Raw genomic sequence first — 8,436 nt, 5'->3', positions numbered from 1 at the left:
CCATGCCGTTAGGCTTATCGCATTGGTCGAGTGTATTCCGATTCGCTCTTTGGAGACAGTCAAAAGTCTGTTGCAGTTATTGGGGAAGCTGAATCGGCCTTATTTAACGGCTGTGGAAGAGAAATTGTTGGGTTTGATTGAGCGAGAATATGGTGTTGGAGATTAAATCTCCGCAAACTCATAGACAATAATAAATACACATCTTATGATTATGAAATCAGTTTGATATTTGGCAAGTCGAAGCGAGGTCAAAAACCCTGGGGATCTGCCAAAATCGCCAGAACCTTGACAAGTAAATAGTTTCACAGTTTCAGTGTTAAGGGAAGTTGAAAATAGTCGCAATAAGAGCGGCTGAAATCGACCTATTTTTGAGGTTCGCCAAAATGCTTCCCAGGAAGCCTGCTCTGTAACAGTTTCAGATGGAGCGGTTTCCAAAGACTATTACCCCGCAAGGGGACTGAAACCAGTAAGATTTAAAACTATGCAAGAGATGACTGTAGAGTTTCCAAAGACTATTACCCCGCAAGGGGACTGAAACGTCGTCGGGGTCTGGTGGTTCATTGGTGTCATCAGGTTTCCAAAGACTATTACCCCGCAAGGGGACTGAAACTGACAGTGCCAATGTCAAGCAGTGGGCTGGATCTCTCGGTTTCCAAAGACTATTACCCCGCAAGGGGACTGAAACATCGCTGAAGAATATCGCCAAATTGACTTGTGTCAGTTTCCAAAGACTATTACCCCGCAAGGGGACTGAAACGTAAAGTATTGTACCCAGTAAAAAAGGGAATCTTAGAGTTTCCAAAGACTATTACCCCGCAAGGGGACTGAAACAATCCAATTTCTAACAAACACTTATTTACTACATAAAGTTTCCAAAGACTATTACCCCGCAAGGGGACTGAAACCTTGTTGAGCATCTGGATCGATTTCCACCGATTGAGTTTCCAAAGACTATTACCCCGCAAGGGGACTGGTGCGACTATCGGTTGCACGTAGAGAGTGAGTTCCTCAGAAAAACTCGTGGCAAGTGTCAAAAGCCAGTACCCGCCCGAAGGGGCATTGCGGGTAACTGCGATGTTTCAGAGCTAGAGGGTAAAATGCGCGACATCAGCAAGCCGCACAGTTAGGTGAAGCGCTAGGGTAAAACTAGACAGGGTTAACAGATGTGAATCCTCGTAGAGGCATCGTGAAGAGGAATTACCGAAAACGGCTGAGACGGTAAAAGGGGTAAAGTGATTCTGCCCAATCCTCAGAATCAGTAGACACCAAGAACCCCCGGTGTATAGAGGGAACCCAAGCTAGTTGCATCTCTCGCGTGTGATACGTAGGAACCCCAACGGGGTCTTTTAACTAGGTCGATGTCAAAAGTAGAGATTGGAGTAATCCAGCTTTAATCCCCCAGTGGGTGTAAGATGCCACAAGAAGCGAATGCTGCTATGTCGAAAGGCAACAGGAATAAATAACTGGGCAGATAGGTTAAAATAACCAACTTGAAAGAGTGCCGACGTGTGGCGAGTGAATCCCTTGAAGTCTAATGCAACGGAAACCGAACTTCTTCGGGAAAAGTTAGGTGCAATTAAAAATTGTGAACGTAACCGGAAGAACTACTGACTGGAATAGCGTGAACTGGAGAAACGCGTTCCGAGTAGTTAGGCGACTAAGACAGAGAATTTTCAAGGCAACCATTGGCGGTAACTTGAAAAAGGTTGGCAGCCTTCAAAAGCTACTTATGCGTAGCTACTCTAATATACTACTTTCCGTTAGAAGAGTAACGCAATTAAACCAAGGCAGTAAAACAGCAGGGGTAGATAGATTACTGGTAAAAACCCCGGCAGCCAGAGGGTTGTTGGTGGATATTCTCACCAAATTTATTCCTTGGAAGCCGTTACCAGTCAAGCGGGTATATATCCGTAAATCTAATGGAAAACAAAGACCACTCGGAATACCTTGTATTGTCGATAGATGTCTCCAAGCCATCGTCAAAAATGCTTTGGAACCCTATTGGGAAGCGCACTTTGAGCGTACTTCCTACGGCTTTAGACCTGGAAGGTCATGCCATGATGCGATTGAAAGGATACATTCAATGTCAAAAGCCAACTCCACTAAAAAGTGGGTGTTAGATGCGGACATCGAAGGTTGCTTTGATAACATCTCTCATGTACCGCTAATTAATGCCATTGGTAATTTTCCAGCCAGAAAATTAATCCAACAATGGTTGAATGCGGGATATGTGGATAAAGGTGTTTTCCATAATACCAATGCTGGAGTACCTCAAGGTGGAATTATTTCACCTCTACTTGCGAATATAGCTTTGCATGGTATGGAATCTGCTCTCGGCATTCGCTACGATAAAAACGGTCATACAATTGGCGACCGAGGTATTGTACGCTACGCCGATGATTTGGTGGTGTTCTGCAAAAGTCGGGAAGATGCTGTCAAAGCCCATGATACCCTCCAAGAGTTTATGTTTGCTAGAGGTTTAACCCTATCGGAGTCAAAAACCCACATAGTACGGCTGTTGGATGGATTCAACTTCTTAGGCTTTCATATCAGACAATATCCTGATTCCACTACCAAAACAGGTAGGAAAGTATTAATCAAACCTAGCATTGAATCTTTGCAAAATATCCGGGATAAAATCAAACAAGTATGGCTTGATAATAAAAGTTGTAGTGTTGATTTTGTCATAGGCAAGCTAAACCCAATTATTCGGGGAATAGCTAACTATTATCGGACTGTAGTTTCCTCACAAATATTCAGTTCTTTAGATAGATGGATGTTTGTTAGGGAGAGAAGGTACGCCAAAAGAATGCACGCTAAGAAAAATCAATCTTGGTGTAACCGTCGTTATTGGGGAAGGCTAAATCTTGATAGAAGCGATTACTGGGTGTTTGGCAACAAGCGCACGGGAAAGCATCTGCTCAAGTTTAGCTGGTTCAATATTAGGAGACATCCAATGGTCAAGGGTGCCTATTCTACGGATGACCCAGAGTTAAAATCTTATTGGGAAAATCGGCAGAGTATTAAATCTAAAAGTTTAATTCCTAGTTACCAGAAGCTTGCCCAAAAACAAGGATTCAAGTGTCCTGTATGCGGGGAGTCATTACTCAATGATGAACCCATACAAAAGCACCATAAAATTCCTTGTCATCAAGGCGGTAACGATAGTTATGCTAATTTGCAATTAGTGCATTATTACTGTCATCAACAAATACATTCTCTAGTACAGAAACTCAATTCTGAACTCGATGATGAACTGAGTCTTTGGTAGCTCTAGGATTTGCTAAAGCCGGATGCTTGGTTAACTTGCTTGTCCGGTTTGTCGGGGGGAAAGGGGTAGCAATATCCCTGCCCTACCCATTAAACCGGACAGCTTCGATCCACGAGATAGACACAGCACCAGAGTTTCCAAAGACTATTACCCCGCAAGGGGACTGAAACCAATGTGAGAAGTAGGAAAGTTACTTTTATAGCCAGATGCCTAAGAATTAGATATTCTTGGTGAAGGGTATCAGACAGTGGCAATGGAAGTAAAAATTCAGACTCTTACTCCAATCTGGACAGGTGGCATTGAGGCTGGGAAGTGCGATCGCATTCACGAAACTAGCATCCTTGGTAGCTTGCGCTGGTGGATGGAAGCATTAGTACGAGGTTTTGGGGGCCAGGTGTGCGATCCTACTGAGCAAGAATGCTTATATGATCTCAAAAAGCCAAACAATGGGCTTTGTAAGGTCTGCGAAGTGTTTGGTGCAACTGGCTGGAAACGTCAGTTCCGTCTGGAGGTACAGAACATTGAAATCTCTGATGCAAACATTACGCATTCCATTAAAGCAGAGCGAACCTATAAAAACGGTAAGCGTGAGGAGAAAACACCAACTTGGTATTTTCGAGATTCTAAGCCTCCAAATACCCCTAAAAAAGGGACTTTTTTTATTAAAATCCAAAGCTTAAATCCAAAATTTAAGCCAGAAATAATTGTAGGATTAATTCAGTTTATAGCTGATTGCTCGGCTTTAGGGGCGCGTCCACAAATGGGATTTGGTGTAATTAAGGTAGAGGGAGATTACATCAAAACTCAGCCTCTCTATGATTGGCTTATTGCCATAAATGGAAGCCAACTTTATCCAAAGTTACCTACACTACAGAACATTTTTCTGGCAGAAATTAAACCCAAAGATTCAAATTCTTCATTTACAGAGCAAGATACCTTCAACTTAAAGTATGATCTCCGAAAACTTTTCAGAACAGAGAACAATGCCATCCTGAACAAGAGTGAACATAAAGGTCTAGTGCTTAAAAAAAATAAGAAGGATAAAAATATCAACAATGGTGATGTTGATAAAGATTTACGCCACTTCATCATGGGCACGGTGGAAGACAAGCGAATGGCAGCCAAAATCAAAATTTCTCGTTCCTATAACAATGAAAAGCTTATTCGTGTGTGGGGTTGGATTCCTGAAAAAGCAGAGGTTTATAAAAATGGATGGGATAGAGAAAAAATCGTAAATGATATTTATAAACACCTTGTAGTCAACTATACTTTGCATATCTGGCGTGAAACGGATTCAACGAGAGATACTGAAACACCACTTATAAGTGAAGTAACAATATTTCTGCATAGCCTGTTGCAATTACAGGAGAAAAATTATGCAGTATGATTAGTATGTTTTTCGGAAAGAGCAGTTAGGCAACAACTTGAGTGAACTTGAGCAAGCCTCAGCAGAAGTTGAGCAAGCAAAAAAACAAAAGGATAAAAGTAAGCGTCAACAGGCAGAAAGGAAGATAGAGCAATCTGCTAAAAAGTCAGTTCAAACTGAACCGCATCTTGCTTATTTATGGTATGAAGCTCAGGGTTCAGAACTCAAAAATCCCATTCGTGATGCTTGGCAAAAAGATTTAAAACCCAGCATTATTCCTGATGCCTTTCACTTCATACCAGACTTCTCTGCCCTCAACTACCTGCCATCACTCAGCTTTATGCTGCGTGTCCCCTTCAAACTGCGAAAGCCTTATCTAAGCAAAGACGATCACATCTTTTACCTGCTTGATAACCCTGTTCACAAAGAGAAGGTATTTCAAACCCCGATGGTTGCCTCAACAAGCTGGAAAGGAGCATTACGAGCAACATTGTGGCAAATGGAACATAAAAAAGGAGATGAGGAAATTATTCGCCTTCTTGGTGATGCCCGTGAGGATGAAAGAGGGCAAGCAGGTCGCCTCTATTTTTATCCAACCTTCTTTGACAAAATTGATCGGGAAGTGATTAACCCGCATGATCGCAAAACCGGCGTAGGCAAGAATCCAATTTTAATTGAGTGTGTTCCAGTTAATGCAATAGGAGAATTCATTTTGCTATATGTCCCCTTTGGTTCAGTCAAATCAGATGAAGTTGCCGCAGACTTACAACTGGTTGCCGAGGGAGTTGAGAAAATGCTGACTGTCTACGGTTTTGGTGCCAAGACCAGTAGTGGCTTTGGCATTGCAGAACTCAATGGTACGGGTGAATTGGCAATTCGGGCGAATTTGCCAGACTTAAAGCAGCCTGAACCCGAGGTAACATCGCCTGAACCTCAGCTACCCCGTTACCTAATTACAGAAGGACAACTGCATCCAGACTTTCAAAGTTTTGATGGCAGCCTAAAGTTAGAAGCAGAATATTTGTTTGGAAAATCTGGTAAGAAAGAAAAGCATCTTTACGACAAGGCTAAAAAGTGGTGGGAACGAGAAGGTCGCCAACTAGCCGAGACTGTTACTCCAGAGCCAGCACTCGAAACTACAGCACTGCGTTCCAAACCATCTATGACTGAAGTACCTTTTGTTAACTGGAGTGAGTTGTGCGATCACGCTCAGGAAATGGCAGAGCAGTTATGTGAAAAACAGAAAGAGGCGGAAATTAGGCATGACTTATGACTTAACAAGTTTAGCCGACAAACGTGATGCTCTGCTCTTGACGGAAGTGGCAGCATTTTTACATGACTTGCAAAAGTTTATTGGTCAATGGAAAAGTTTAAGGGCGCAGTTTAATCCCAGTGAAATTTCATCTGTTTTAGACAGCTTTGAAATACAAGAACCGCTCAACTCACTCACATCTGCTGAGAGTGTTTCACTTAAGCAGTTAATAGAACAAAGCAAACCCTCCAAAGCAAAACATTCTTCAGATTGGCGTATCAGGTTGTTAGGAATTTGTCATGGTGTTGCCCATATAGACAAGCCAGAAATAGAAGAAAAAAATTCTTCTCTAATTGCTGCTTCTGTATTTGGGTTTGAGACTTCACTTCACGAAAGCTCATCAGAACTATTCAAAGCAGTTAACAATATCAATCAGCGTCATATTTTTCTCAAAGAGCTAGAACAAGCATTCAACAATGCTTTAGCGGATACAAGGCGGCCGCTGAACGAAGTTAGCCTGTGGGAATGGGGAGCAGCCACAGCCGCCTTTTGGAAAGCGATCGCTGCTCGATATGTTCTAGAAAATAAAGTTACTGAAGATAATCTAAAGTGGCGAATTATATCTATCAGCTTTGATGGTCTAGGTTTTCTAGAGCGATCGCTGACGATCAGTGATTTACTTAGTCGGCAAAGATCCTTGCAAGCATCTTTGAACTGTGTACGTATACTTCTGGAAGAAACCTACCCATTGGGTAATGAAGTCTATCAAGATGAAAATGGGAGTGCTTTTTTAGTATCAGAGTTGGAAGGGGATGATATTGAGGGTAGCCGATGGCGTAACCTTCTTGAAAACCAAATTTTAAACACTGGATGGAAAAGTGAGTTAGACGGAGAGTTAAAACCTCGAATCCATATCACGGAAGCTCACAAAGAAGGTATTGTCCTCCACAAAGCTCTGGAACTGCCTTTGCCACCAATTATACCTTTTAAAGATTGTTCAAATCGCTGGTGGCAGGGAGAAGTTACCGATATCTGCACAGTCTGTGGTGTACGTCCGCAAGGCTGGGGTATGTCCAATAAAGAGCAAAAATGTGAAGCACGGTCACGCAACATTTGTCATGTTTGTCTAGAACGACGAGGTAGACGAGCAAAAGCATGGTCAGAAGACTTACACAAAAAAGATAGTGAGAAAATATCCTCCAGAAATACAATCTGGATTGACGAGGTGGCTGATGAAAATGGTCGTCTGGCGTTAGTTATTGGTCAATTTAACCTGAATGACTGGCTTAATGGTGACATGATCAAAACGCTGTTTGCTGTATGCAATCCGCCTAATTTCAAAAGTAAAGAACCCTCCTTTGCACGTATCCAGCGTGTTTGGAAAACCACCTATCAGTTTTGGCAAGAAGTATTGACAGATATGCCAGATGCCAAGTTGCCAAAGGTAAAAAATCGCCTGATCATTAAACCGTCCAATCTCACCCAATTCAAGTTGCAGCGTTATGGAAACTATGACCTTGTACTAGGAATGACCAAGCTTAGTGTCTTACATGACAATGGCAATCTGATCACCACAGACAATCTTCGTTATACTGCCAAGCAACTTGGTGCAAAGTCTGAAGAGTATGCGAGTGATGAAACAGCAACGGAGTTTGTTCGTAGTCGGTTGTTGAATCAGCAAGTACCCATAGAAGATTCAACTGGCTATGGAAGTCCCAGCAAGTTGCAGGGCAAGCTGAATATTAGCAACGTCATGTTTGATGTAACAGAGTATAGCCGTGTAATTTCTATTCTGGCTGAACCGCGTACCTTTATGGCGCTTGTTCCAGCAGAAAATTCACTTGACGTAATTAAGACAATCCAAACGAAATACGATCGCGAGATGGGCAAAGTTCGTAATCGTCTACCTCTGCATTTGGGTGTTGTATATTTCAATCGTCGTATTCCCCTCCGGGCTGCTCTGGATGCAGGACAAAAAATGCTGAATTACAACTCGCCTACGGGTAAGCAACTTTGGCACGTTCAGTCAATATATACAGGACAATTGCCTATGGGAGCAATGCGAAAATGTGAGATCGGATTTTATATCTCAATTACCAGGGCTTATTCCCAATAAACCGAGGTCCAAGTTCGAATGGCACTAAGAAAAGCTCTAAGCTATACGGGATAGGCACTACAGATTTTAAAGCTATTGAACAGTGAAGGTTCAGAGAGGGAGCAATGCGATTGATCCTGTGGTACTGCGATCGCTACAGGCTGGTGGCGGCTACGCCATCGCTGTGCCTGACAAAGACAGTGGAGTTAAATGTAATAATTTTCCAAAAATTTTTTAGGTAGGAAAAGCTTACTCGTTCATGAAATACTTTCCTTGAGACGAGCAAGCAAACATCATAAATACTACTGTGACACTACGAGTACAAATCCTCTCTTGATAAATTTAGCCAAAGTTTGGGACTACCGTTTAAAGAACTATTGCCAGAGTCTGTGATAAGACTTGCAATATCGGAGCTAAAAATTAAATACAAAAAGCGGTTATTTGACCCATTA

The 8,436-nt window shown here is 42.3% G+C and carries 5 protein-coding genes and 1 CRISPR repeat array; all 5 genes read left to right on the top strand.

Annotated features, from left to right (window positions below; genetic code table 11):
* Window positions 1-427 precede the first annotated feature (427 nt).
* A CRISPR array of direct repeats spans window positions 428-977; the repeat unit is 37 nt; unit sequence GTTTCCAAAGACTATTACCCCGCAAGGGGACTGAAAC.
* Between the two features lie 593 nt (window positions 978-1,570).
* The 5 genes from ltrA to CDG77_RS38770 all read left to right on the top strand — a co-directional run bounded on the left by ltrA (window position 1,571) and on the right by CDG77_RS38770 (window position 8,222).
* Window positions 1,571-3,271 (top strand): group II intron reverse transcriptase/maturase, encoded by a 1,701-nt coding sequence (gene ltrA, locus CDG77_RS32310; protein ID WP_094333287.1) that lies wholly within the window; start codon window positions 1,571-1,573, stop codon window positions 3,269-3,271.
* Window positions 3,272-3,524: 253 nt separating this feature from the next.
* Complete coding sequence (gene cmr1, locus CDG77_RS32305) at window positions 3,525-4,658, top strand: type III-B CRISPR module RAMP protein Cmr1 (RefSeq protein ID WP_094333286.1); 1,134 nt, start codon at window positions 3,525-3,527, stop codon at window positions 4,656-4,658.
* Window positions 4,659-4,695: 37 nt separating this feature from the next.
* A complete protein-coding gene (locus tag CDG77_RS32300; RefSeq protein WP_223270098.1) occupies window positions 4,696-5,910 on the top strand; it encodes an RAMP superfamily CRISPR-associated protein in 1,215 nt (404 codons plus the stop codon).
* On the top strand, window positions 5,900-8,005 hold the full coding sequence (locus CDG77_RS32295; protein ID WP_143857138.1) for a CRISPR-associated protein Csx11: 2,106 nt from the start codon (window positions 5,900-5,902) through the stop codon (window positions 8,003-8,005). The genes CDG77_RS32300 and CDG77_RS32295 overlap by 11 nt, the downstream gene beginning before the upstream one ends.
* Before the next feature lie 82 nt (window positions 8,006-8,087).
* Complete coding sequence (locus CDG77_RS38770; RefSeq protein ID WP_262985189.1) at window positions 8,088-8,222, top strand: hypothetical protein; 135 nt, start codon at window positions 8,088-8,090, stop codon at window positions 8,220-8,222.
* The last annotated feature ends 214 nt before the right edge of the window (window positions 8,223-8,436 follow it).

This window comes from Nostoc sp. 'Peltigera membranacea cyanobiont' 213 (assembly GCF_002245975.1).
Classification (GTDB): domain Bacteria; phylum Cyanobacteriota; class Cyanobacteriia; order Cyanobacteriales; family Nostocaceae; genus Nostoc.
Note: the sequence above shows the minus strand (reverse complement) of the source record. Positions and strands in the feature narration are given on the sequence as shown.